At 61.0% G+C, this 24,883-nt stretch carries 22 protein-coding genes and 1 pseudogene; 4 read left to right on the top strand and 19 right to left on the bottom strand.

Annotated features, from left to right (window positions below; genetic code table 11):
* Nucleotides 1-128 precede the first annotated feature (128 nt).
* From ABIA48_RS05395 to ccoN (ABIA48_RS05325), 15 genes are all read right to left on the bottom strand, one after another.
* On the bottom strand, nt 129-812 hold the full coding sequence (locus ABIA48_RS05395) for a sulfite exporter TauE/SafE family protein (RefSeq protein ID WP_429487320.1): 684 nt from the start codon (nt 810-812) through the stop codon (nt 129-131).
* Nucleotides 805-1,023 carry a cbb3-type cytochrome oxidase assembly protein CcoS gene (gene ccoS, locus ABIA48_RS05390; protein ID WP_110662431.1) on the bottom strand — a complete coding sequence of 73 codons (219 nt, stop codon included), beginning with the start codon at nt 1,021-1,023 and terminating at the stop codon, nt 805-807. Before ccoS ends, ABIA48_RS05395 begins: the two co-directional genes overlap by 8 nt.
* 22 nt (nt 1,024-1,045) lie before the next feature.
* Entirely contained in the window at nt 1,046-3,496 is a 2,451-nt protein-coding gene (locus ABIA48_RS05385) for a heavy metal translocating P-type ATPase (RefSeq protein ID WP_429487319.1), read from the bottom strand.
* A gap of 156 nt (nt 3,497-3,652) precedes the next feature.
* Nucleotides 3,653-4,192, bottom strand: coding sequence for a FixH family protein (locus ABIA48_RS05380; protein ID WP_429487318.1), 540 nt, complete (start codon nt 4,190-4,192; stop codon nt 3,653-3,655).
* Nucleotides 4,193-4,203: 11 nt separating this feature from the next.
* On the bottom strand, nt 4,204-5,619 hold the full coding sequence (gene ccoG, locus ABIA48_RS05375; RefSeq protein ID WP_007991578.1) for a cytochrome c oxidase accessory protein CcoG: 1,416 nt from the start codon (nt 5,617-5,619) through the stop codon (nt 4,204-4,206).
* A 205-nt stretch (nt 5,620-5,824) separates the two neighbouring features.
* A complete protein-coding gene (locus ABIA48_RS05370; protein WP_429487317.1) occupies nt 5,825-6,235 on the bottom strand; it encodes a type II toxin-antitoxin system VapC family toxin in 411 nt (136 codons plus the stop codon).
* Nucleotides 6,235-6,489, bottom strand: a complete 255-nt coding sequence (locus tag ABIA48_RS05365) for a type II toxin-antitoxin system Phd/YefM family antitoxin (RefSeq protein WP_429492800.1) — start codon at nt 6,487-6,489, stop codon at nt 6,235-6,237. Before ABIA48_RS05365 ends, ABIA48_RS05370 begins: the two co-directional genes overlap by 1 nt.
* Before the next feature lie 184 nt (nt 6,490-6,673).
* On the bottom strand, nt 6,674-7,651 hold the full coding sequence (ccoP, locus tag ABIA48_RS05360; RefSeq protein ID WP_277536252.1) for a cytochrome-c oxidase, cbb3-type subunit III: 978 nt from the start codon (nt 7,649-7,651) through the stop codon (nt 6,674-6,676).
* The gene (locus ABIA48_RS05355; RefSeq protein ID WP_003175465.1) at nt 7,648-7,833 is read right to left on the bottom strand and encodes a CcoQ/FixQ family Cbb3-type cytochrome c oxidase assembly chaperone; all 186 of its coding nucleotides are present in this window, start codon (nt 7,831-7,833) and stop codon (nt 7,648-7,650) included. Before ABIA48_RS05355 ends, ccoP (ABIA48_RS05360) begins: the two co-directional genes overlap by 4 nt.
* A gap of 3 nt (nt 7,834-7,836) precedes the next feature.
* The gene (gene ccoO / locus ABIA48_RS05350; RefSeq protein WP_010456412.1) at nt 7,837-8,445 is read right to left on the bottom strand and encodes a cytochrome-c oxidase, cbb3-type subunit II; all 609 of its coding nucleotides are present in this window, start codon (nt 8,443-8,445) and stop codon (nt 7,837-7,839) included.
* Nucleotides 8,445-9,887 carry a cytochrome-c oxidase, cbb3-type subunit I gene (ccoN, locus tag ABIA48_RS05345; RefSeq protein ID WP_116261734.1) on the bottom strand — a complete coding sequence of 481 codons (1,443 nt, stop codon included), beginning with the start codon at nt 9,885-9,887 and terminating at the stop codon, nt 8,445-8,447. The genes ccoO (ABIA48_RS05350) and ccoN (ABIA48_RS05345) overlap by 1 nt, the downstream gene beginning before the upstream one ends.
* Nucleotides 9,888-10,369: 482 nt before the next feature.
* Nucleotides 10,370-11,323, bottom strand: coding sequence for a cytochrome-c oxidase, cbb3-type subunit III (ccoP, locus tag ABIA48_RS05340; protein WP_429487316.1), 954 nt, complete (start codon nt 11,321-11,323; stop codon nt 10,370-10,372).
* Nucleotides 11,320-11,517 (bottom strand): cbb3-type cytochrome oxidase subunit 3, encoded by a 198-nt coding sequence (locus ABIA48_RS05335; protein ID WP_429487315.1) that lies wholly within the window; start codon nt 11,515-11,517, stop codon nt 11,320-11,322. Before ABIA48_RS05335 ends, ccoP (ABIA48_RS05340) begins: the two co-directional genes overlap by 4 nt.
* A 3-nt stretch (nt 11,518-11,520) precedes the next feature.
* Nucleotides 11,521-12,129, bottom strand: a complete 609-nt coding sequence (gene ccoO, locus ABIA48_RS05330; RefSeq protein ID WP_007987243.1) for a cytochrome-c oxidase, cbb3-type subunit II — start codon at nt 12,127-12,129, stop codon at nt 11,521-11,523.
* Nucleotides 12,130-12,139: 10 nt separating this feature from the next.
* Complete coding sequence (gene ccoN, locus ABIA48_RS05325; RefSeq protein ID WP_204931623.1) at nt 12,140-13,564, bottom strand: cytochrome-c oxidase, cbb3-type subunit I; 1,425 nt, start codon at nt 13,562-13,564, stop codon at nt 12,140-12,142.
* Between the two features lie 95 nt (nt 13,565-13,659).
* Between ccoN (ABIA48_RS05325) and ABIA48_RS05320 the strand changes: the two genes are divergently transcribed.
* On the top strand, nt 13,660-14,337 hold the full coding sequence (locus ABIA48_RS05320; protein WP_429487314.1) for an alpha/beta family hydrolase: 678 nt from the start codon (nt 13,660-13,662) through the stop codon (nt 14,335-14,337).
* 202 nt (nt 14,338-14,539) lie between these two features.
* On the opposite strand, the gene ABIA48_RS05315 is transcribed toward ABIA48_RS05320, so the two are convergent.
* From ABIA48_RS05315 to acnA, 3 genes are all read right to left on the bottom strand, one after another.
* Complete coding sequence (locus ABIA48_RS05315) at nt 14,540-16,108, bottom strand: methyl-accepting chemotaxis protein (protein WP_429487313.1); 1,569 nt, start codon at nt 16,106-16,108, stop codon at nt 14,540-14,542.
* A 105-nt stretch (nt 16,109-16,213) separates the two neighbouring features.
* On the bottom strand, nt 16,214-17,005 hold the full coding sequence (locus ABIA48_RS05310) for a CPBP family intramembrane glutamic endopeptidase (RefSeq protein WP_429487312.1): 792 nt from the start codon (nt 17,003-17,005) through the stop codon (nt 16,214-16,216).
* 248 nt (nt 17,006-17,253) lie between these two features.
* A complete protein-coding gene (acnA, locus tag ABIA48_RS05305) occupies nt 17,254-19,995 on the bottom strand; it encodes an aconitate hydratase AcnA (RefSeq protein ID WP_429487311.1) in 2,742 nt (913 codons plus the stop codon).
* A gap of 222 nt (nt 19,996-20,217) precedes the next feature.
* Between acnA and rlmM the strand changes: the two genes are divergently transcribed.
* Complete coding sequence (gene rlmM / locus ABIA48_RS05300) at nt 20,218-21,291, top strand: 23S rRNA (cytidine(2498)-2'-O)-methyltransferase RlmM (protein WP_204931585.1); 1,074 nt, start codon at nt 20,218-20,220, stop codon at nt 21,289-21,291.
* Between the two features lie 196 nt (nt 21,292-21,487).
* Nucleotides 21,488-21,739 carry a sulfurtransferase TusA gene (gene tusA / locus ABIA48_RS05295; protein ID WP_007987255.1) on the top strand — a complete coding sequence of 84 codons (252 nt, stop codon included), beginning with the start codon at nt 21,488-21,490 and terminating at the stop codon, nt 21,737-21,739.
* A 266-nt stretch (nt 21,740-22,005) separates the two neighbouring features.
* Here tusA and ABIA48_RS05290 read toward each other — a convergent pair whose 3' ends face one another.
* On the bottom strand, nt 22,006-23,385 hold the full coding sequence (locus tag ABIA48_RS05290) for an MATE family efflux transporter (RefSeq protein WP_429492798.1): 1,380 nt from the start codon (nt 23,383-23,385) through the stop codon (nt 22,006-22,008).
* Between the two features lie 315 nt (nt 23,386-23,700).
* Between ABIA48_RS05290 and pdxB the strand changes: the two are divergent.
* Nucleotides 23,701-24,868, top strand: a pseudogene (gene pdxB / locus ABIA48_RS05285) (4-phosphoerythronate dehydrogenase PdxB).
* Nucleotides 24,869-24,883 lie beyond the last annotated feature (15 nt).

Below are 24,883 nucleotides of genomic sequence, written 5' to 3'. Positions count from 1 at the left end.
CGGCGGAGCCGTCGTGAAATCAGACTGTGCGGTGTTACAGGTGAATTTGGTGCTCAGGGTTTACGACGGCTGCGCCGCCGAACGCAGCCTCGCAGGCTCGGCAGCTGCTACAAGGGGGCGCCGCCGATCTAGTGCCCCATGAGCCAATGCTGATGCGGCCCCGGCAAGGTCCAGATGCCAAACAGCATCACCAGCACCCCGCCTGTCATCCGCACACTGCGTTTGCGCAACAGTGCGGTGATGCGCTCGGCGGCGAGGCCTGTCGCCAGCAACACCGGCCAGGTGCCGAGCCCGAACGCAAGCATCAACAATGCACTGTCCAGCGCGTTACCCTGACTGGCCGACCATAGCAATGTGCTGTAAACCAGGCCGCATGGCAGCCAGCCCCAGAGGGCGCCCAACAGCAGCGCGCGCGGAACGCTCGACACCGGCAGCAACCGGGTGGCGACGGGCTGAATATGCCGCCACAAGCCTCGACCGAGGCTTTCGATACGGGTCAGGCCGCTCCACCAGCCGGCCAGGTACAGGCCCATGGCGATCAATAGCAATCCGGCGAGGATGCGCAGGAACATCGCCGCCGGGCTGCTGGCCACGGCCCATCCGGCCAGGCCGATCAGCAATCCGGCGCAGGCGTAGCTCAGAATCCGCCCCAGGTTGTAGGCCAGCAGCAGGCGAAAGCGGCGGCTGCGTTGTTCCTTGGGAATCGCCAGGGTCAGTGCGCCCATCAAACCGCCGCACATGCCCAGGCAATGGCCGCCGCCGAGCAAGCCGAGGATCACCGCCGACACCAGCAGTGGCGCCAGTTCAAACATGGGGCGGTGCCTTGTCTTGCGGCTTGGCCGGTTGGCCGCTGGCCTCGTCGACGGCGGCGGTGTGGTTCGGGTCCTGGTCGTCGAACAGGATGCTGTGGGCCGGTCCGTCGAGGTCGTCGTACTGACCGCTGTCGACTGCCCAGAAGAAGATATAGACGGCGATGGCCACGATCAGCAGCGCAGCGGGAATCATCACGTAAAGAGCTGGCATCTGAACTCCATGCCCGCGCGGCTCAGGCTGGCAGCGGGCGGGTTTCTGGCGTGGTGGAGAGGGCGGGCGCGCTCGGCATTCGAGTCAGGCGCAGGGCGTTCAACACCACGGTCAACGAACTGATCGACATGCCCACCGCAGCCCAGACCGGGGTAATCCAGCCGAGAGCGGCGAAGGGCAACATGAGGCCATTGTACAACCCGGCCCACAACAGGTTCTCGATAATCACCCGACGGGTACGCCGTGCCAGACTGAAGGCTTGCACCAGCGCGTCGAGGCGGTTCGACAGCAGCACGGCATCGGCACTGGTTTTCGCCAGATCGGTGGCCGAGCCCATGGCGATGCTGATATCCGCAGCCGCCAGCACCGGCACGTCATTGACCCCGTCCCCCAGCATCAATACCTTGCGACCTTCTTTGTGCAGTTGTTGCAAGACTTGCAGTTTATCGTCCGGACGCAAACCGCCGCGGGCTTCATCGATGCCCAGTTCCGTCGCCACGCTGGCGACCATCGGCGAGCTGTCGCCGGACAACAACAGCGTGCGCCAGCCACGCGCCTTGCACGCGGCCAGCAGCGCGGGCGCATCGGTACGCAAGCGATCATCGAGGACGAGCCAGGCCAGCGGTCCCTGGCTGTCGCCCAGCAGCAGCCATTGGCCAGCTTCTTCGGGCATCGGCGGCACCACGGCGCCACTGAGTTCGCAGACGAATCCCGGTTGGCCGATGCGCAGGCGCCGCCCCTCGACCAGACCCTCCAGGCCGAGTCCCGGGGTGCTGTGGACTTCTTCGGCCGCCATCGGCGCGCGTCCGAATGCACGGGCGATCGGGTGTTCGGAGCGATTTTCCAGGGCCGCGGCGAGACTCAGGCATTGATCACTGTCGAGCGGACCGAGAGGGCGGATCGAGCGTAGCGCCAGGCGCCCTTCGGTGAGGGTGCCGGTCTTGTCGAAAATCACTGTGTCGATCTGGTTCAGGCCTTCCAGCACATGGCCGCGCGTCAGCAGCAGGCCAAGTTTGTGCAAGGTGCCGGTGGCGGCGGTGAGTGCGGTCGGTGTCGCCAGCGACAAGGCACACGGGCAGGTCGCCACGAGCATCGCCAGCACAATCCAGAACGCCCGCGAGGCATCCAGTTGCCACCACAGCAGCCCAATCGCGGCGGCAGCGATCAGCGACAACAGCAGGAACCATTGCGCGGCGCGGTCGGCGATTTCCGCCAGGCGCGGCTTTTCGGCCTGGGCGCGATCCAGCAGGCGAACGATGGCCGAGAGGCGAGTGTCCTGGCCCAGGGCCTGGACCTCGACGGTCAGCGCGCCTTCGACGTTCAGGGTGCCAGCGGTGACCGCATCGCCGAGGGTGCGGGGTTGCGGCAGGTATTCGCCGGTCAGCAGCGACTCGTCGACACTCGACTGGCCGTCGAGGATCCTGCCGTCAGCCGGGAGAATGGCGCCCGGATGAACCAGCACGTGATCGCCGACACGCAGTTCACTGAGCAGAATGCGTTCGCTCTGGCCGTCAGGCGTCAAGCGCAGGCACGAGGCGGGCAACAGGTTGACCAGTTGCGCAGTGGCGGCGGCTGTGCGCTCGCGGGCGCGCCGTTCCAGATAACGCCCGGCCAGCAGGAACAGGGCAAACATGCCGACGGCATCGAAATACAATTCGCCGACCCCGGTGATCGAGGTCCAGATTCCGGCAACGTAGGCGCTGCCGATGGCCAGTGACACGGAAACGTCCATGGTCAGGTGGCGGGTACGCAAATCGCGCATGGCGCCTTTGAAGAACGGCGCGCAGCTGTAGAACACGATCGGGGTGGTGAGGAACAGCGCGACCCAACGCAGGATGGTGTGCAGTTCAGGACTGAGGTCGATGTTGAATTCAGGCCAGGTGGCCATGGTTGCCATCATCGCCTGGAACCACAGCAATCCGGCCACGCCAAGCTGGCGCAGGGCCAGACGGTTTTCGCTGGCCAGTTGTTCGCTGGCGCGGTCGGCCTGATACGGGTGTGCGGCGTAACCGATGTGGCGCAGTTCGCTGAGGACCTGGCTCAGCGGTAATTGCGCATCGGCCCAGCGTACGTGCAGGCGATGGTTGGACAGGTTCAGGCGCGCTTCAGCCACCGCCGGCAAGGTTCGCAGGTGTTTCTCGATCAGCCAGCCGCAGGCAGCGCAACTGATGCCTTCCATCAATAGTGTGGTTTCGGCGAGCTCGCCTTCGTGGCGAACAAAGGGCTGCTGTACATCGGCACGGTCGTACAGCGCCAGTTCATCCACCAGTTGCACTGGCAGCGCTTCAGGGTTGGCCGAGGCTTCGCTGCGGTGCTGGTAATAGTTTTCCAGGCCGCCAGCAACAATGGCTTCGGCCACGGCCTGGCAACCCGGGCAGCAGAATTCGCGGGTTTGCCCCAGGACCGCGGCGGTGAAGCGGCTGCCGGTCGGGACGGGCAGGGCGCAGTGGTAGCAGGGGAGTGGGGTGGTCATGAGGTTTTCATTAATGCCGCTGGATCTCTGTCGTCAAGTAGGGCCTCTTCGCGGGCAAGCCCGCTCCCACAGGGATCATCGGTGTACGCAAAATCTGCGCATGACATTGATCAACTGTGGGAGCGGGCTTGCCCGCGAATGCGCGGAGCGCAGCTTTTACTTTTTCAGGTCTTCGGCACCTTGCAACGGTTCGTCACCGAGCAGCAGATCCTTGTCATGGCTGACCGGTTCTTCTTCGAACATGCGCCAGATGTGGTCGTCCTGAGTGCCGAGCAACTCGACAAAACGCCGGCCTTCGACCTTGTCGCTCAACTGGCCGATGTAGCGGCCCTGTTCGGTTTCGCTGCGGGTCAGGGTGATCTTGCGATCCTTCTCTGGCTGGGTCGGCGAGATCAGGTTCAGTTCCAGGGTCCTGGGCTGGCTGTCGCCGCTCAGGCGCAGGTCAACTTCGCCGGTCACGTCATCAAGATGAACGCTGGCGCGCATTTTCAGGTTCTGGGCCAGCAGCTCGCGGTCGAGGGAGCGATTGATGCCTTTGCCGGCCTCGTAGTAGTTGTCGTTGACCAGGTTGTCCGGGTTGTTCACCGCGATGGTCACCATGGACAAGGTCAAGGTCACCGAACAGGCCAGGATTCCGATGATGATCCACGGCCAGAGGTGCTTGTACCAGGGACTTGCGGCAGTTGCTGCGGGCATGCTCTGTTCTCTCAACGATTTTGTGGGCCGATGAACCGGCTCTTGGCTTCAATGTGGACGCTGTCGTCATCGGCATCCTTGAGGATGAATTTCACCTCATTGGTGCTCGACGGCAGTTTTTCCGGCGCGACGGACAGCTCGGCAGGCTGGCTGACGATCTCGCCGGCTGCGACCTTGATCTCGCGTCGGCCCTGCAATTTCAGATCCGGCAGGCCAGAGGCTTCGAGCAAGTAGGTATGGTCGCGCTGGTCCTTGTTCATGATTTTCAGGCTGTAGACGTTTTCGATCCGGCCTTCGGCGTTTTCGCGGTACAGCACGCGGTCTTTGCTGACATCGAAGCCCACCAGCGAACGCATGAAGAAGGCCGTCACCAGCAAGCTGATCATTGCCAGCAGCACAATGGCATAGCCGATCAGGCGCGGACGCAGTTTATGGGTTTTCTGCCCGGACAGGTTGTGCTCGGTGGTGTAGCTGATCAGCCCGCGCGGGTATTCCATTTTGTCCATGACGGCGTCGCAGGCATCGATGCAGGCGGCGCAACCGATGCATTCGATTTGCAGGCCGTCACGGATGTCGATACCGGTCGGGCAGACCTGGACACACATGGTGCAATCGATGCAGTCGCCCAGGCCCTGGGCCTTGTAGTCGATGCCTTTTTTACGCGGGCCACGGCTTTCGCCACGGCGCGGGTCGTAGGAAACGATCAGGGTGTCCTTGTCGAACATCACGCTCTGGAAGCGCGCGTAAGGGCACATGTAGATGCACACCTGTTCGCGCAACCAGCCGGCGTTGCCGTAAGTGGCGAGGGTGAAGAAACCGACCCAGAAGTACGACCAGCCATCCGCTTCACCGATAAAGAATTCGATGGTCAATTCGCGGATCGGCGAGAAGTAGCCGACGAAGGTCATGCCGGTGACGAAACCGATCAATAGCCACAGGCTGTGCTTGCTGAACTTGCGCAGGAACTTGTTGGCGCTCATCGGCGCCTTGTCGAGCTTGATGCGTTGGTTGCGGTCACCTTCGGTGACTTTTTCGCACCACATGAAGATCCAGGTCCAGACGCTTTGCGGGCAGGTATAGCCGCACCAGACCCGTCCGGCGTACACGGTGATGAAGAACAGGCCGAACGCGGCGATGATCAACATGCCGGACAGCAGGATGAAATCCTGAGGCCAGAAGGTGGCGCCGAAAATGAAGAACTTGCGCTCCGGCAAGTTCCACCAGACGGCCTGATGACCGCCCCAGTTCAGCCACACCGTACCGAAATACAGCAGGAACAACACGGCACCGCCGGTCATCCGCAGATTGCGAAACAGGCCGGTGAAGGCGCGGGTGTAGATTTTTTCTCTGGAGGCGTAGAGGTCGACGCTGTTGTTCGCGTTCTTGGCGGGTGGAGTGACGTCGTGTACCGGAATCTGGTTGCTCATCATTGCATCCCACGGCAGTGGAAAAATGCCTCGGTCAGTACGTGCCAACCGCGGTCAAAAAGAGGTGTTGCAGTGGCGCAATGATACGCCTGTCGCTCTAGCCTGCGGGTGCGACCTTTGGTCACGTTTGGCAAAATCAATTGATGGTGTAATGACTTGAATCAATTGACTTGTAAATTATGGATGCTTTTGCGGGAGTCGGCGTTCAATCGGCCCATGGGTTGATCAACTGCACGCCGCTGGATTGAAAATCGCTGACGTTACGGGTGACAACGGTCAGACCATGAACCAGCGCTGTCGCTGCAATCAATGCGTCTGCTTCGTTGGTCCGATCCGGAACGTGCAAGCTGGCGCACCGAAGGGCCACAGCGGCATCGATCGGCAGGATTCGAGCATCGAAAGCCGGTATTACGTGGCGCTTGAGCCAGGTACGCAATACCTTTCCCTGAGCGGGATCGCGACGTTCCATGCGTAGAACGCCTGTCTCCAGTTCCTTCAAGGTAATAGCTGAAATGAACATGCGAGGCGCGATGATGCTTTTTGCCCAGGCGACGACGTTAGCGTCAGCCTGGGGTTTGCGCAGTTCAGAAATCACATTGGTGTCGAGTAGAAACATCAGGACAGATCCACGGGGCGATGAGTAATCACGGCGCGCTCGGTTTCGAACTCGATGTCTGCCGCTTCTGGCATTACCAACAAGTCGACGATGTCGGCATTGATGCCGGTCAGTTTTTGGTAGTCCTCTATGCTTAGCAGCACATGGGCCGGCCTGCCTCGGTCAGTGATGAAAACCGGCCCCTGACGCGTGGCTTTTTTGGCACCACTTGTGTCTTGATTGAACTCACGGCTTGAGATGGTAGTAATGGCCATCATTGTTGACCCTCCTCGGGAAGCTTTGTAGAAACGTTACTACTCGATGCGTCTTTCGACAACGTAGAAGTGGGGCCAGCGATACACCATTGGTCGCCACGCTTTAACACGGTGCCGCCCAAACCAAAACGGCCCCGCCAATTCTCATTGGCGGGGCCGTTTTTTGTTGCATCAAGCGTTTGCCTTATTCGGCGTCCGCTGCCTTCTCACCGTGAGACAGGCTGTAGACGTAAGCGGCCAGCAGGTGAACCTTGTCGTTGCCTTGCAGTTGCTCTTGCGCAGGCATCTGGCCCTGACGGCCGTAACGGATGGTCTGCTGCAGTTGAGCGAAGCTCGAACCGTAGATGAACGCTGCCGGGTGAGTCAGGTCAGGGGCGCCCATCGCTGGCGTGCCTTTGCCTTCCGGACCGTGGCACGCCACGCAGTTGGTGGCGAACAGTTTCTGCCCGGCAACCGGGTCGGCCTTGGTGCCTTCCGGCAGCTTGCGGCCATCGAGGTTGGTCAGGACAAACGCGGCCACGTCGGCCACGCCTTGTTCGCCGATCACTTCAGCCCACGCCGGCATTACGGCATGACGGCCGCCCATGATGGTGGTCTTGATGGTTGCCGGCTCGCCGCCCCAGCGCCAATCGGCGTCGGTCAGGTTAGGGAAACCATAGGCGCCCTTGGCGTCGGAACCATGGCAAACCGAGCAGTTGGAGGCGAACAGACGGCCACCCATCTTCAGCGCTTGGGGGTCCTTGGCCACTTCTTCGATTGGCATGGCGGCAAATTTGGCGAAGATCGGACCGAACTTGGCGTCCGACCTGGCCATTTCCTTTTCCCACTCGTGAACGCCGGTCCAGCCGGTCTGGCCGTTGGCGAACGGGGTCTGCTTCTCGTTGTCGAGGTAGCCGTAACCCGGCAGCAGGCCTTTCCAGTTACCCAGGCCCGGATACAGCGCCAGGTAGCCCAGTGCGAAGATGATGGTGCCCACGAACAGCATGAACCACCATTTCGGCAGCGGGTTGTCGTACTCCGCGATCCCGTCGAATTCGTGCCCGACCGTCTCGTCCGTCTGCTCTGCGCGCTGGCCCTTGCGGGTCGACAGCAGCAGCCAGGTCAGGCAAAAGATCGTACCGAGACTGAGGACTGTGACGTACAGACTCCAGAATGTAGTCATTCTTTGTTACTCCTAGAAGCTTGCTCGACGTGCTTGATGGCTTCGGGATCATCCGCGAAAGGCAGCAGGGTCGCGTCTTCAAACTCCGACTTGCGCTTGGGACTGAACACCCACAGTGCCAGTCCGATGAAGGCCACCATCACGACAACGGTGCCCAGGCCACGAATCATCCCGATATCCATAATTCACCGTTTGCTTTTGATGATGGTGCCCAGGCCTTGCAGATAGGCCACCAGCGCGTCCATTTCGGTTTTGCCCTTCACAGCATCCTTGGCACCGGCGATGTCTTCGTCGGTGTAAGGAACGCCGAGCGTGCGCAAGACTTCCATTTTCTTGGCGGTGTCTTTGCCGTCGAGCTTGTTTTCCACGAGGAACGGATAGGCCGGCATTTTCGACTCGGGCACGACGTTGCGCGGGTTGTACAAGTGCGCACGTTGCCAGTCATCGGAGTAGCGACCGCCGACACGGGCCAGGTCCGGACCGGTGCGCTTGGAGCCCCACAGGAACGGGTGGTCCCAGACGCTTTCACCGGCGACCGAGTAGTGGCCGTAGCGTTCGGTTTCGGCACGGAACGGACGGATCATCTGCGAGTGGCAGCCGACACAACCGTTGGCGATATAAATGTCCCGGCCTTCCAGCTCAAGAGCGGTGCGGGGCTTCATGCCCTCGACCGGCTTGTTGGTGACATCCTGGAAAAACAGCGGAACGATCTGGGTCAGGCCGCCGACGCTGACGGCGATGACCATGAAGAAGGCCAGCAGGCCAATATTCTTCTCGACTGCTTCATGCTTCATCAGTGAGCTCCAACTACGGCAATCTTGGCGGCGGCTTCAGCTTCAGCCGGGTTCGAGGCACGTACGGTACGGAATACGTTGTAGGCCATGAACAACATGCCGGTGGCGAAGAACGCACCGCCCAGGGCGCGAACGATGAAACCGGGGTGGCTGGCTTGCAGCGCTTCGACGAACGAGTAGGTGAGGGTGCCGTCGTCGTTGATTGCACGCCACATCAGGCCCTGGGTAATGCCGTTGACCCACATCGACGCGATGTAGAGCACGGTGCCGATGGTCGCGAGCCAGAAGTGGGTGTTGATCAGGCCGGTGCTGTGCATCTGCGCACGACCGAACAGTTTCGGGATCATGTGGTAGATGGCGCCGATCGAGATCATCGCTACCCAGCCCAAGGCACCGGCGTGTACGTGGCCGATGGTCCAGTCGGTGTAGTGCGACAGCGAGTTGACGGTCTTGATCGCCATCATCGGACCTTCGAAGGTCGACATGCCGTAGAACGCCAGGGACACCACCAGGAAGCGCAGGATCGGGTCGGTGCGCAGCTTATGCCAGGCGCCCGACAGGGTCATCATGCCGTTGATCATGCCGCCCCAGCTCGGCGCCAGCAGGATGATCGACATCGCCATGCCCAGGGACTGCGCCCAGTCCGGCAGTGCGGTGTAGTGCAGGTGGTGCGGGCCGGCCCAGATGTACAGGGTGATCAGTGCCCAGAAGTGCACGATCGACAGGCGATAGGAGTAGATCGGGCGTTCGGCCTGTTTCGGCACGAAGTAGTACATCATCCCCAGGAAGCCCGTGGTCAGGAAGAAACCTACGGCGTTGTGGCCGTACCACCACTGGATCATCGCATCCGTCGCACCCGAGTAGGCCGAGTAGGACTTGAACAGGCTGACCGGCAGCGACATGTGGTTGACGATGTGCAACATCGCGGTCACGACGATGAACGCGCCGTAGAACCAGTTACCCACATAGATGTGCTTGGTCTTGCGCTTGACGATGGTGCCGAAGAACACCAGACCGTAGGTGACCCAGACAATGGCCAGCAGAATAGCCAGGGGCCATTCCAGTTCCGCGTATTCCTTGGTGGTGGTGAAACCCATCGGCAAGGTAATGATCGCGCCGACAATCACCGCTTGCCATCCCCAGAAGGTGAAGGCGGCGAGGCTGTCGGAAATCAGTCGCGTTTGGCAGGTTCGCTGCACGACGTAATAAGAAGTGGCAAACAGTGCACATCCACCGAAGGCGAAAATCACCAGGTTGGTGTGCAACGGGCGCAGGCGTCCAAAAGTCGTCCACGGCAGACCGAAGTTCAATTCCGGCCATACGAGCTGTGAGGCGATGAAGACACCGAGCCCCATGCCAAGGATCCCCCAGACCACCGTCATGATGGCGAACTGGCGGACTACCTTATAGTTATAAGCAGTCGGACTGATTGCTGTGCTCATTCTAAGGTTCCACGGTTTGGGTGTTTTATTAGGATTAAAAATCGGCCGCAAGTATGGAGAAAGCAGGGGGTCATTGCAACGCGCCATGACCTGGGTCAATGCTTTCAAATGCTGATTCTGCGGCCTTTCCATGCGCCGCGTAGGGACAAAATTGCCCGCGGGCAAAACGTCCCGGCGGACTGATCAGGCGAGGGGGTCAGGTCGGATGTAACGAGGTGTGTTCAAACGCAACGTTTGGCTGACCGAAGGCAATTGGCGCGACAGCCGGTATCTACCAGCCTTTGCGGCCTGTCGTCGGGCAGATTCGTCGAACACATCGTTCAGGGTCGACCTGGAACCGGCACCGGCCAGTCCGCATCGGGGGAAGCTTAGACCTGAATCCGGGGAACCGAAAGGAAGACTCAAGGAGGGTGCGACAATGCGTCGCAAAGGGGCAGGGAACTGCCGCATCCGGGAGAATGCGGCAGCAGAGCGGTCGGGATTTATTCGCGGTTGTCTTCAGCCTGTGGGCGCTCGGTATTCAAACCGTGGGACAGGCTGTACACATACGCGGCCAGCAGCTGCACCTTATCATTGCCGAGCAGTTCGTTCTGCGCCGGCATATGGCCCTGGCGACCATGCCGAATCGTTTGTTCAAGCTGCGTCAGGCTGGTGCCGTAAATGAAACCGGCCGGGTGCGTGAGGTTCGGTGCGCCCATGGCTTCAGTGCCCTGGCCGTTTGCGCCATGGCAGGCTACACACGTGGTGCTGAAGGCTTGTTGTCCGGCTTGCAGGTCGGCTTTGCTGCCTTCCGGCAACGGCAGGCCGGCCAGATCATGGCGCACATAAGCGGCGACGTTCTTCACACCGGTTTCACCCAGAACTTCTCCCCAGGCCGGCATCATCGCCATCCGGCCACCCATGATGGTGGTCTTGATCGTTTCGGCCGCGCCGCCCCAGCGCCAGTCGCTGTCGGTCAGGTTGGGGAAGCCGAATGCACCCTTGGCGTCCGAGCCGTGGCACACCGAGCAGTTGGAGGCAAACAGGCGGCCGCCCATTTTCAGCGCTTGCGGGTCTTTGGCGACTTCTTCCAGTGGCATTGCCGCGAATTTGGCGAAAATCGGTCCGAACTTCGCGTCAGCCCTGGCCATTTCCTTTTCCCACTCGTGGGCGCCGGTCCAGCCGTTTTCATAGCCGGGCAGGATGCCTTTCCAGTTGCCGAGGCCGGGATAAAGGATCAGGTAACCGACGGCAAACACCAGGGTGCCGGCGAACAGCATGAACCACCATTGTGGCAACGGGTTGTCGTACTCCTCGATGCCGTCGAAGCTGTGGCCCATGGTCTGGTCGACACTGCCCTTGGTCTCGCCCTTGCGGGTGCCGATCAACAGCCAGGTCAGGCCGATCAGGCTGCCGATGGTCAGTACGCAGATCCACGTACTCCAGAAGGTGGTCATGGCCGGGTACTCCTTGTTGCTGAATCTTCGGTGATGTCGGGTTGTGGCTCGTCGGCGAACGGCAGCAGGCGCGCTTCGGCGAATTCCGGGCTGCGCTTGCCGTTGAACACCCACAGGATCAGGCCGACGAAGGCGATGAAGACAACGACGGTGCCCAGGCCGCGGATCATTCCAGTGCTCATCTCAACAACCATGGCTCACCTCTTGCTCTTGATCGCAGTGCCGAGCACTTGCAGGTAGGCGACCAGCGCGTCCATTTCGCTCTTGCCCTTGAGCGAAGCAACGGCGCCGGTGATGTCCTCGTCGGTGTACGGCACGCCCAGGGTGCGCATGGCGCGCAGCTTGGTTTCGGTGTGGCTGCTGTCGAGTTGATTGGCCACCAGCCACGGGTAGGCGGGCATCTTCGACTCCGGCACGACGTTGCGCGGGTTGTACAAGTGCGCGCGGTGCCAGTCATCCGAGTAACGCGCGCCGACCCGCGCCAGGTCCGGCCCGGTGCGCTTGGAGCCCCACAGGAACGGGTGATCCCAGACGCTTTCGCCGGCCACCGAGTAGTGGCCGTAGCGTTCGGTTTCGGCGCGGAACGGGCGGATCATCTGCGAGTGACAGCCGACGCAGCCTTCGCGGATGTAGAGGTCGCGACCTTCCAGTTGCAGCGCGGTGTAGGGCTTCATGCCTTCCACCGGTTTGTTGGTCACGTCCTGGAAGAACAGCGGGACGATCTGGGTCAGGCCGCCAATGCTCACGGCCAGGATCATCAGCAGCAGCAACAGGCCGACGTTTTTCTCGATAGTTTCGTGTTTCATGGCGGACTCCTCAGGCCATCTGCGCGGCAGCGGCGACGGCGGCAGGCTGTGAGGCCCGCACGGTGCGCCAGGTGTTGTAGGCCATCAGGAACATGCCGCTGAGGAAGATCGCGCCACCCACCAGCCGCACGACGAAGCCAGGGTGGCTGGCCACCAGGGTCTCGACGAAGGAGTAAGTCAGCGTGCCGTCCTCATTCACCGCACGCCACATCAGGCCCTGGGCGATACCGTTGACCCACATCGAGGCGATGTACAAAACGGTGCCGATGGTGGCGAGCCAGAAGTGCGCGTTGATCAGGCCGATGCTGTGCATCTGCTCGCGTCCGAAGACTTTCGGGATCATGTGGTACAGCGCGCCGATGGAGATCATCGCCACCCAGCCGAGGGCGCCGGCGTGTACGTGGCCGATGGTCCAGTCGGTGTAGTGGGAGAGGGCGTTGACCGTCTTGATCGCCATCATCGGCCCTTCGAAGGTCGACATGCCGTAGAACGCCAGGGACACCACCAGAAAACGCAGGATCGGGTCGCTGCGCAACTTATGCCAGGCGCCCGACAGGGTCATCATGCCGTTGATCATCCCGCCCCAGCTCGGTGCCAGCAGGATCAGCGACATCACCATGCCCAGCGACTGCGCCCAGTCCGGCAGCGCGGTGTAGTGCAAATGGTGCGGACCGGCCCAGATGTACAAGGTGATCAGCGCCCAGAAGTGCACGATCGACAAGCGATAGGAATACACCGGGCGCTCGGCCTGTTTCGGCACGAAGTAGTACATCATCCCGAGAAAACCCGCGGTGAGGAAAAAGCCCACGGCGTTGTGCCCGTACCACCATTGCACCATCGCGTCGGTGGCACCGGCGTACAGCGAGTAGGACTTGGTGAAGCTGACCGGCAGTTCCATGTTGTTGACGATGTGCAGGATCGCCACGGTGATGATGAACGCACCGAAGAACCAGTTACCGACATAAATGTGTTTGGTCTTGCGCTGCATGATCGTGCCGAAGAACACGATGGCGTAGGCGACCCAGACAATGGTGATCAGGATGTCGATCGGCCATTCCAGTTCGGCGTATTCCTTGGAACTGGTGTAGCCCAGCGGCAGGCTGATGGCCGCGAGCAGAATCACCAGTTGCCAGCCCCAGAAGCAGAACGCGGCGATTTTCGGCGCAAACAATTGGGCCTGGCAGGTGCGTTGCACCGAATAGAACGAACTGGCGAACAAGGCGCAGCCGCCGAAGGCGAAGATCACTGCGTTGGTGTGCAGTGGACGCAAGCGGCCGAAGCTGGTCCACGGCAAATTGAAGTTGAGTTCGGGCCAGACCAACTGGGCAGCGAGAAAAACCCCGAGCCCCATGCCGACGATGCCCCACACCACCGTCATAATGGCGAATTGGCGGACCACCTTGTAGTTGTAGGCGGTACTGATAGAAGTGTTCATGGTTCCCCATCCACGGTTCAGCCGAAGTGAACGCACTCGCGCAAGGCAGCGCACCCTTCGGCCGGAGTTATAGGCAGACTAAAAGCGAGGCAAGCATGGACAAAGGGCACAAGGCCGGTATTGACGGGGATCAATGGGCGCAGTGTGTGCGGGATCGCGGATGGCTCTGGAACGCCGCGCCAGCCCCGGCTTCGGCGACGCTGATCCTCGCCCATGGCGCCGGCGCGCCGATGGACAGCGACTGGATGAGCGACATGGCTGCACGCCTTGCCGGGCTTGGTGTCAACGTCTTGCGTTTCGAGTTCCCCTACATGGCGCTACGGCGCACCGACGGCGGCAAACGCCCGCCAAATCCGGCCCCGAAACTGCTGGAATGCTGGCGCGAGGTGTATGCCGAAGTGCGACGCCATGTCGCCGGGCCGCTGGCCATCGGTGGCAAGTCCATGGGCGGGCGGATGGCCAGTTTGCTGGCCGATGAGTTGGGTGTGGATGCGCTGGTGTGCCTGGGCTATCCGTTTTATGCGGTGGGCAAACCGGAGAAGCCACGGGTCGAGCATCTGGCCGGGCTGAAGACTCGGACTTTGATTGTGCAGGGCGAGCGCGATGCGTTGGGCAATCGCGAGGCGGTCGCGGGTTATGCGCTGTCGCCAAGTATCGAGGTGTGCTGGCTGGTGGCGGGGGATCATGATTTGAAGCCGTTGAAGGCTTCGGGGTTTAGTCATGAGCAGCATTTGGTGGCTGCGGCGCAGAAAGTGGTCGCATTTCTTCATTGAAAGATGTGGTATTGCAACTGGCCTCTTCGCGAGCAAGCCCGCTCCCACAGTGATCTTTGGTGTGGCTTGATTGTGTGATCAACACAAAACCCTGTGGGAGCGAGCTTGCTCGCGATGAGGCCTGTCCAGGCGGTACACATTTCATATTGGCAATAAAAAACCCGGAAGCTTTCACTGTCCGGGTTTTTTGTCATTCCAGCCTCTAACAGCGGTTAAACCGCTCCACCAACGAATACTGGGTATTCGCAGTCTTGGTCAGCTCTTCACTCAGCAGCGCCGAATTCTGTGCCTGTTCCGAGGTCTGGTCCGCCAGGGACGAAATATTGCTGATGTTGCGGCTGATTTCTTCGGCCACGGCACTTTGCTCTTCGGTCGCAGCAGCGATCTGGGTGGTCATGTCGGTGATGTTGGCCACCGCCTCGCTGATCCCCACCAGTGCCTGGTCCGCTTCCAGTACCCGCGCTACGCCTTCTTCAGCCTGGCGATGTCCGGCTTCCATGGTTTGCACGGCAGTACCGGCGGTTTGCTGGAGCTTGGCGATCAGCGCATGAATCTGCCCGGTGGACTCGCTGGTGCGTTGCGCCAGCTGACGGACTTCATCGGCCACCACTGCAAAACCACGACCCATCTCACCGGCACGGGCCGCTTCGATGGCGGCGTTCAGCGCCAGCAGGTTGGTCTGGTCGGCGATGCCTTTGATCACGTCGACCACACCACCGATTTCGTTGCTGTCCTTGGCCAGTTGGGTCACGGTCACGCCGGTTTCACCGACCACCACCGACAGGCGCTGGATGGCTTCGCGGGTTTCCCCGGCGATGTCGCGACCACGACCGGTCAGGCGATTGGCTTCCTGGGTGGCATCGGCAGTGCGTTGTACGTGACTGGCGACTTCCTGGGTGGTAGCGGCCATCTGATTGACCGCGGTGGCCACTTGCTCGGTTTCGACGCGCTGACGTTCCAGGCCGGTGGAGCTGTTGTGCGCCAGGGCATCGGATTGCCTGGCCTGATCGCTCAGGTGTTCGGCCGTGTCCTGCAGACGGGTCAGGCAAGTTTTCAGACGCGCTTCCTGGCTGAGGATCGACATCTCCAGACGCGCCTGGGCACCACGGCTGTCGGTGTACATCTGTGCAATCAACGGGTCAGACGTCGTCTGTTCAGCCAGTTTCAACAAACGCTTGAGACCGCGCTGTTGCCAGCTCAGACCCAGCAAGCCCAGAGGCACCGAAAGACCGGCCGCCAGGGCAAAACCCCATTGCGAGTTCAGCGATGCACCGATCATGAAGCTCAACTGACTGACCAGAATGAACGGCAGCCAATCCTGCAGGACCGGTAGCCATTTATCCGAGGAAGGAACGGCCGGCTTGCCCTGGTTGATGCGTTGGTAGAGCGCTTCGGCGCGGCGGATCTGTTCGGCGGTGGGCTTGACCCGCACCGACTCGTAACCGATTACCTGATTGCCTTCGAAGATCGGTGTCACATAGGCGTTCACCCAGTAGTGATCACCGTTCTTGCAGCGGTTCTTGACAATGCCCATCCATGGCAAGCCTTGTTTCAGTGTGCCCCACATGTGCGCGAACACCGCGACCGGGACGTCGGGGTGACGGACCAGGTTGTGCGGTGCACGGATCAGCTCCTCTGGGGAAAACCCGCTGATTTCGACGAAGGCGTCGTTGCAGTAGGTGATCATGCCCTTGGCATCGGTGGTGGAAATCAACCGTTGCTGAGCCGGGAAGGTCCGCTCGCGTTGTGTAATTGGCTGGTTGTTACGCATGGCTTTTTTAATCCGCAAGGCTTTCAAGTGCTGTATCGGCAAGGTCGGCGGATTGTTGAGACTATTTTTTGATAATTAGCAATGCGTCGCGAAATGACCCTTGCGTCAGCCGACGAGCATCGGATAGGTGAACAGGCCGAAGTGCAGCAGGTTCAAGCCAAAGTGGCTGGCAATGGCGGCGCCCAGACCGCCGAACCGATAGGCCAGGCCATAGCCGACCCCGGCCAGGGTCGCCAGCAAAACCCATTGCCATCCCGCGCCGGTGTGGGCCAGGCCGAACATCAATGACGCCAGCAGCAGGGCGAGGTTTTCACCGTAGGGCCGGTTTTTCAGGCACCGGCTCAGGCCGCCCTGGATATAGCCACGAAACAGCGCCTCTTCGACCAGCGTCACCAGCAGCAGATTGTTGAGCAACCACAGCCAGGCTTGATCTGGCCACTTCGGCGCCCAGGCGATTATGCCGAGCAGCAGCGCGCCACCCAACGCCAGCACGGCGCTCAAGGTCAGTGCCAGTGCGGTGGCATACAGGGATAGCCGAAGCGAACGGCGGCCGACAATCCACGGACAAACCAGTAACAGCCAGAAGCCGATCAGCGGTTTGTCCAGATTCAGGTGCATGGCAAACGGCACGGCATTATCGGTAAAACGCTGGGGGTCGATGCCTCGACCGTTGTAGAAACCGGGTAGCCAATGCGTCGCCAGTGTCAGTGCCAGGACGATGAACAGGCCGTGGCCGAGGAGACGGGCAAAAGGGATCACGCGTTGGCGGACTGCGGCGCCAGCGACCAGTAACAAGAACAGCGGGATTGCAGAAAGCCAACCGAGATGGCCGTAGGTCAGCGCCAGACCGTAGCCTAGGGAAAGCAGGACCAGAAACGTCCATGGCAGGGCAATCATTTGAAGTCCTTGTGTCAGTATTTGCGGTGCGCCGCCAACCTCTGTGGGAGCGGGCTTGCTCGCGATAGCGGAGTGTCATTCAACATCATCGTTAATGTTGAGCCGCCATCGCGAGCAAGCTCGCTCCCACAGTGGTCATGAGTCGGATGCAACATTGTGGGCAAGGCCACATTCGGCGGCGCGAGATTATAGGGGGGGTGCCACAAACAAAAACACCGCCCGAAGGCGGTGTCTTTGTCAGCGGTCGGTCATGACGCAATCAACTGCCGCAACACGTAGTGCAGAATCCCCCCGGACTTGAAGTACTCCACTTCATTGAGCGTATCGATGCGGCACAGTACTTCGACTTTCTCGCTGGTGCCGTTTTCACGGTTGATGACCAGCGTCAGGTTCATCCGTGGCGTCAGCTCGACGCCGGTCAAACCGAGGATGTCCAGGGTTTCACTGCCGTTGAGTTTCAGGCTCTTGCGGTTCTGATCCAGCTTGAACTGCAACGGCAACACGCCCATGCCCACCAGGTTGGAGCGGTGAATCCGTTCGAAGCTTTCGGCGACGACTGCTTTCACCCCCAGCAAATTGGTGCCTTTGGCTGCCCAGTCGCGGCTCGATCCGGTGCCATATTCCTGGCCGGCGATCACCACCAGCGGCGTGCCCGAAGCCTGATAGCGCATGGCGGCGTCGTAGATCGGCATTTTTTCCCCGGTGGGAATGTAGCGGGTGTTACCGCCTTCTTCGCCGCCGAGCATTTCGTTGCGTATGCGGATGTTGGCGAAGGTGCCGCGCATCATCACTTCGTGGTTGCCACGCCGTGAGCCGTAGGAGTTGAAGTCGCGCGGTTCCACGCCTTTGTCGCGCAGGTATTGCCCGGCCGGGCTGTCCACCTTGATGTTGCCGGCCGGGGAGATGTGGTCGGTGGTCACCGAGTCGCCGAGCAGCGCGAGGATGCGCGCACCCGATACATCCTTGACCACGGGCGGCGGGCCACCGATGTCGTCGAAGAAAGGTGGATGCTGGATGTAAGTCGAGTCGTCCTGCCAGACGTAGGTCGCCGCCTGCGGCACTTCAATCGCCTGCCATTGCGCGTCACCGGCAAACACTTCGGCGTATTCCTTGTGGAACATGGCGGTGTTGACCTGATTCACGGCGTCGGCAATTTCTTTGCTGCTTGGCCAGATATCCCGCAGATAAACCGGCTTGCCGTCCTTGTCATTGCCCAATGGCTCGCGACTGAGGTCGGTGCGTACCGTGCCTGCCAGCGCATAGGCGACCACCAGTGGCGGGGAGGCCAGCCAGTTGGTTTTCACCAATGGATGCACCCGGCCTTCGAAGTTGCGGTTGCCTGAGAGCACGGAGGCCACAGTGAGGTCGGCTTGCTGGATGGCTTTCTCGATGGGCTCCGACAGCGGTCCGGAGTTGCCGATGCAGGTGGTGCAGCCATAGCCGACCAGGGCAAACCCCAATTCATCCAGGTATTGGGTCAGGCCGGCAGCCTTGTAGTAGTCGGTAACCACTTTCGAGCCGGGCGCCAGCGAGCTCTTCACCCAGGGTTTGCGTTTCAGGCCTTTTTCCACGGCTTTTTTCGCCACCAGCCCGGCCGCCATCATTACGCTCGGGTTGGAGGTGTTGGTGCAGGAGGTGATCGCGGCAATCACCACCGCGCCGTTTTTCAGGCGATAGGTCTGGCCTTCGTGGTGGTAGTCCGCTTCGCCGGCCAGATCGGCGTTGCCGACGGCGACGCCGCCTCCGCCTTCACTTTCCAGGCGACCTTCTTCCTTGCTGGTGGGTTTGAATTGGTGGTCGAGGAAGTCACTGAAGGCTTGGGCGACATTCGGCAGCGAAACCCGGTCTTGTGGGCGTTTCGGCCCGGCGAGGCTGGCTTCGACGCTGCCCATGTCCAGCGCCAGGCTGTCGGTGAACAGTGGTTCCTGGCCGGGTAGGCGCCACAAGCCCTGGGCCTTGCTGTAGGCCTCGACCAATTGCACCGTTTCGACGGGGCGCCCGGACAGGCGCAGGTATTCCAGCGTGACGTCGTCCACCGGGAAGAAACCGCAGGTGGCGCCGTATTCCGGGGCCATGTTGGCGATGGTCGCGCGGTCGGCCAGCGGCAGGTCGGCGAGGCCATCACCGTAGAACTCGACGAATTTGCCCACTACGCCTTTCTTGCGCAGCATCTGGGTGACAGTCAGCACCAGGTCGGTGGCGGTGATGCCTTCCTTGAGCTTGCCGGTGAGTTTGAAACCGATGACTTCCGGAATCAGCATCGACACCGGTTGCCCGAGCATCGCTGCTTCCGCCTCGATACCGCCGACGCCCCAGCCGAGCACGCCGAGGCCGTTGATCATGGTGGTGTGGGAATCGGTGCCGACCAGGGTGTCGGGGAAGGCGTAGGTGCGGCCGTCCTCATCCTTGGTCCAGACCGTGCGGCCGAGGTACTCCAGATTCACCTGGTGGCAAATCCCGGTGCCCGGCGGTACCACGCTGAAGTTGTCGAAGGCACTCTGGCCCCAGCGCAGGAACGCATAACGCTCGCCATTGCGCTGCATTTCAATATCGACGTTTTGCTCGAAGGCGCTGCTGCTGGCGAACTTGTCGACCATCACCGAGTGGTCGATCACCAGGTCCACCGGCGACAGCGGATTGATCCGCTGCGGATCGCCGCCGGCCTTGGCCATCGCCGCGCGCATGGCGGCCAGGTCGACCACGGCGGGAACGCCAGTGAAATCCTGCATCAGCACCCGCGCCGGGCGGTACTGGATTTCGCGGTCGGAGCGACGCTCCTTGAGCCACGCGGCCAGCGCCTTGAGGTCGGCACCGGTGACGGTTTTTTCGTCCTCCCAGCGCAGCAGGTTTTCCAGCAGGACTTTCAACGACATTGGCAGCTTGTGCAGGTCGCCCAGGCTTTTGGCGGCATCCGGCAGGCTGAAATAATGGTAGGTCTTGTTGCCGACTTGCAGGGTTTTCAAAGTCTTCAGGCTATCGAGGGACGGCATTGCGATCACTCCTTTGAGTCCGCACGGCTACGGACTGAGGGAACGGATAGAGGACTAAACCTAGTCCTCTTTAGTGCTTAAGGCTAATAACTGGACTCTATCGCTAAGTCCCGGGTTCCGAAGTCAGCTATCATGCGCGGGTTTTCGTGACAGGCTTTGCTTCAACGCAAGCCTGGGCATCGTGCAGTGGCCGAAATTCCTCGCCATTGCCCAGGAGTAAGAATGAACACCCTCTTTATGCATTGCCGGCCGGGCTTCGAAGGCGAAGTCTGTTCCGAGATTTCCGACCTTGCCGCGCGGTTGAACGTGGCTGGTTATGCCAAGGCCAAAGCGGCAACTGCTTGCGCTGAATTTGTCTGCACCGAAGAAGACGGTGCCGAGCGCCTGATGCGCGGGCAGCGTTTCGCCGAGTTGATCTTCCCGCGCCAGTGGGCCCGGGGGATTTTTATCGATCTGCCGGAAACCGACCGCATCAGCGTGATCCTCGATCATATGGCGGACTTTCCGCTGTGCGGCAGCCTGTGGCTGGAAATGGTCGACACCAACGATGGCAAGGAACTGTCGAACTTCTGCAAGAAGTTCGAGGTGCATCTGCGCAAGGCGCTGGTGGCGGCCGGCAAGCTGGTGGACGACGCGCATAAGCCGCGTTTGTTGCTGACATTCAAAAGTGGTCGCGAAGTATTCATGGGGCTGGCCGAGTCCAATAATTCGGCGATGTGGCCGATGGGCATTCCGCGTTTGAAGTTTCCACGCGAAGCGCCGAGCCGCTCGACCCTCAAGCTGGAGGAGGCCTGGCACCACTTCATCCCGCGCGACCAGTGGGACGAGCGTCTGCACAGCGACATGACCGGCGTTGATCTGGGGGCCGCCCCCGGTGGCTGGACCTGGCAGCTGGTCAACCGCGGCATGCTGGTGACGGCTATCGACAACGGTCCGATGGCCGAAAGCCTGATGGACACGGGGCTGGTGCAACACTTGATGGCCGACGGTTTCACCTTCAAGCCCAAGCAGCCGGTGGACTGGATGGTCTGCGACATCGTCGAGAAACCGGCGCGCAACGCCGCGATGCTGGAAGAGTGGATCGGCGACGGGCATTGCCGCGAGGCGGTGGTCAACCTCAAGCTGCCGATGAAACAGCGCTATGCCGAAGTGAAGCGTTTGCTCGAGCGCATTGCCGACGGCTTCAAGGCGCGGGGCATCAAGGTCGAGATCGGCTGCAAACAGCTGTACCACGACCGCGAGGAAGTGACTTGCCATTTGCGCCGGCTGGACGTGAAGAAACCCAAGTCCCGCTAACACCGACGGACCCATGTGGGAGCGGGCTTGCTCGCGAAGGCGTCGTGTCAGTCGACATCAATGCTGCTGACACACCGCCTTCGCGAGCAAGCCCGCTCCCACAGGGCAGTGCTAATCCTGCAACGGCGGCGTTATGCCACAGATGACGTTGCACCCGGCAATGCGCGACAATGCCGGCCAGTTTCAGGAGTGAATCATGAGTGAAATGCTTGATACGCCGGTAGACGGCACCCTCGACGCCACTGGCCTCAACTGCCCCGAGCCGGTGATGATGCTGCACCAGCACATTCGTGACCTGGTGCCCGGCGGCCTGCTCAAAGTGATCGCCACCGACCCGTCGACCCGTCGCGACATTCCCAAGTTCTGTGTGTTTCTCGATCACGAACTGGTGGCGCAGCACGAAGAGGCAGGCACCTACCTCTACTGGATCCGCAAGAAATCCGGTTGACGGACTCAAAAAAAAAGACCTGCACTGGCTAATGCCGATCAGTTAGGCGAACCCAGACGCTACACCTTCCTTGTAGCAGCTGCCGAAGGCTGCGTCCGGCTGCGCAGCAGTCGTAAATCCGGCTTGCACGATCTCTCTGACGTACCGCGAGCTTTGATTTTACGACTGCTGCGCAGCCGGACGCAGGCTACGCCAGCTGCTACAGATTGCGTTGTGGCTTAACTGATCGGCATTACCTGCACTGGCAGGTCTTTTTTTGTGTGCGCTTAGCCCATCGATTGGCTGATACGAATCCGTTTGCGCGCACTGCGCGTCAGGCGGATCGACAGCATCAGCGCTGCACAGCTCAAACCGGCAATCAGCCCTTCCCACAGCCCGCTCGGGCCGCTGGCCGGGCCGAACCAATCGGTCAGTCCCAGCACGTAGCCGACCGGCAGGCCGATGCCCCAATAGGCGAACAAGGTCAGGATCATCGTCACCCGGGTGTCCTGGTATCCGCGCAACGCGCCCGCGCAAATCACCTGGATGGCATCGGAAAACTGATACAGCGCGGCATAGACAATCAGCATCGACGCAATCTGGATCACGCTCTGGTCAGGCGTGTAGATCGAGGCGATCGGTTCGCGCAGACACAGGATCAGGCTGGCCGAGAACGCCGCAAACACCAACGCTGCACCGAGCCCGACCTTCGCCGCGAAGCGCGCCTGCCAAGGATTGCCGGCCCCCAGTGCCTGACCGACCCGCACGGTCACCGCCATGCCCAGCGAGTAGGGAATCATGAACAGCAACGAGCTGATGTTCAGGGCGATTTGATGGCCGGCCACCACGGTCGAGCCGAGACTGCCGATCAACAGGGCGATGACCGCGAAGATGCTGGACTCGGCGAAGACCGCGATACCGATCGGCAGGCCAATCCCGACCAGGCGTTTGATCACGGCCCACTTCGGACGGTCGAAACGCACCAGCACCCGGGTGCGGGCATAGAACGGGGCCCAGAACGTCCAGCCGGCCATGCTCAACGCCATGAACCACATCACAATGCCGCTGGCCCAGCCGCAACCGACGCCGCCCAGGGCCGGTGCGCCGAAATGGCCATAGATCAACGCATAGTTCAGCGGGATGTTCAGCAGTAGACCGCACAAGCCAATAACCATGCTCGGACGGGTACGCCCCATGCCATCGCTGTAGCAGCGCAGGACGTAATAGAACGCCATGCCGGGAAAGCCGAAAGCGATACCGTGCAGGTAGCCCATGCTCGGCTTGATCAATTGCGGATCGACTTTCATCCAGTGCAGGATTGGCTCGGCACCGAGCAGCAGGCCACTGCCGATCAAGCCGACACACAGCGCGAGCCACAGTGCCTGGCGTACCAGCGGACCGATCTCGTCAAGCTGCCCGGCGCCAAAGCGTTGTGCGACCTTGGGCGTGGTTGCCAGCAGAACGCCAGACATCAACAGGTAGACTGGAATCCAGATCGAATTGCCCAGGGCCACCGAAGCCAGGTCCCGAGGGCTGACCCGGCCGGCCATCACCGCATCGACAAAGCCCATGGCCGTGGTGGCCAGTTGCGCGATCATGATCGGCAAGGCCAGGCTGAGCAGGCCTTTGAGCTCCAGGCGTACGGGTGTCGTCCGCGCAGGAGCCATGGCGGCGGTATTCTCAATTACAGGATTCAATAGCGAAACGTCCAAAGGGGTTTGATGCACAGGCGCGCATTCTACGCGTTGACGCGGCAGTCAGGAAAAACCCCGTGTTACCGATTTGTAATTAAAAACCTGTGGGAGCGGCGGCGCGACGATTCGACTTGCTCGCGAAGGGGGAGTGTCAGTCACCATTGATGTTGCCTGGCACACTGCTTTCGCGAGCAAGCCCGCTCCCACATTCAGGCACAGATGAACAATGCCCGCTGGCCCACTACCCGCATCTACGCCTAAACTGCCGATCCGCCAAAGGAGCCTGCCATGCTGATTGTTGCCGACGAAAATATCCCCCTGCTCGATGCCTTCTTCGAAGGTTTCGGTGAAGTCCACCGGGTACCGGGTCGTTCCATCGATCGAGCCACGGTCGAGCAGGCCGATGTGCTGTTGGTGCGTTCGGTGACCAACGTCAATCGTGCGCTGCTCGAAGGCAGCAAGGTGCGCTTTGTCGGTACGTGCACCATCGGCACCGATCATCTGGACCTGGAGTACTTTCAGCAGGCCGGTATCACCTGGTCCAGCGCACAAAATATAAAAAAAAACACGAAGACCGGGTTGCAACGCCCGCGGCGTGGTCGACTATGTGCTTGGCAGTTTGCTGACCCTGGCCGAAATCGAAGGTGCCGACCTGACCCGGCGTACCTATGGCGTGGTCGGTGCCGGTGAAGTGGGCGGGCGGCTGGTCAGGGTTCTGCAAGGCCTGGGCTGGAAGGTGCTGGTGTGCGATCCGCCACGGCAGGCCGCTGAAGGGGGTGACTACGTCAGTCTTGAGCAGATCGTCGAGGAGTGCGACGTTATCAGCCTGCACACGCCGTTGACCAAGCAGGGCCGGCAATCGACCTGGCATTTGTTCGATGAAAAGCGTCTGAACCAGCTCAAACCCGGCACCTGGCTGATCAACGCCAGTCGCGGGCCGGTGGTCAACAATGCGGCACTGCGCGATGTGTTGCTGGAGCGCGAAGACCTGCAAGCGGTGCTCGATGTCTGGGAAGGCGAGCCTGAAGTCGATGTGGCGCTGGCCGAACTGTGCGTGCTGGCAACGCCGCACATTGCCGGTTACAGCCTCGACGGCAAGCAGCGGGGGACGGCGCAGATTTATCAGGCGTATTGCGATTTCCTCGGGCAACCGGCCCGCATCAGCCTGAGCGATTTGCTGCCGGCACCATGGCTCTCGCACGTGACCCTGAATGCCCAAAGCGACCCGGCCTGGGCGTTGGCCATGCTGTGCCGTGGCGTGTATGACCCGCGTCGTGACGATGCGGATTTCCGTCGCAGCCTCGTCGGCAGTGTCAGCGAGCAGCGTGCGGCATTCGATGTGCTGCGCAAGCAGTACCCGTTGCGCCGCGAAGTTGACGGGTTGCAGGTGCGGATCGAAGGTGACTCGCCTGAGCTGCAGAGGATTGTGGCGGCGTTGGGCGCAACGACAATCTGACAGACCGCGGCGGCC

This window comes from Pseudomonas sp. S30_BP2TU TE3576 (assembly GCF_050436025.1).
Classification (GTDB): domain Bacteria; phylum Pseudomonadota; class Gammaproteobacteria; order Pseudomonadales; family Pseudomonadaceae; genus Aquipseudomonas.
The sequence above is the reverse complement of the archived record's forward strand: the minus strand, read 5'-3'. Positions and strand labels throughout refer to the sequence as shown.